At 42.9% G+C, this 303-nt stretch carries 1 pseudogene; it reads left to right on the top strand.

The annotated features are described in order from the left end of the window. Positions 1 to 303, top strand: a pseudogene (locus tag FS628_RS32180) (hypothetical protein); the annotation flags it as partial.

Raw genomic sequence — 303 nt, 5'->3', positions numbered from 1 at the left:
CAGCATTAATCCAACAGTTCCACACCTTCGAGTCAGTCAACTTCACTTCCTCCTTCCAAAAACTAAACATCCCATCATCATCGTTCACCCTCAACCTAACCAATTACCCCAACAACTAATCCTTCAACCAATCATCTTCCCACATCACCACATCAAAAACATTCTTCCCCTAATCCAACAACTCCTACAACTTCCCCCTAAACAAAAAATCCCTCTTAACTTCCATCCCCTTAATCCTGAAGTCAACACCACTCTACCTCATTTTCCAACCCCTCCTCTCCTTCAAGCCCTTAAAATTCCTCA

Source organism: Paenibacillus xylanexedens, from assembly GCF_007676705.1.
GTDB lineage: Bacteria > Bacillota > Bacilli > Paenibacillales > Paenibacillaceae > Paenibacillus > Paenibacillus xylanexedens_C.
This window is presented reverse-complemented; position numbering and strand designations above follow the sequence as displayed.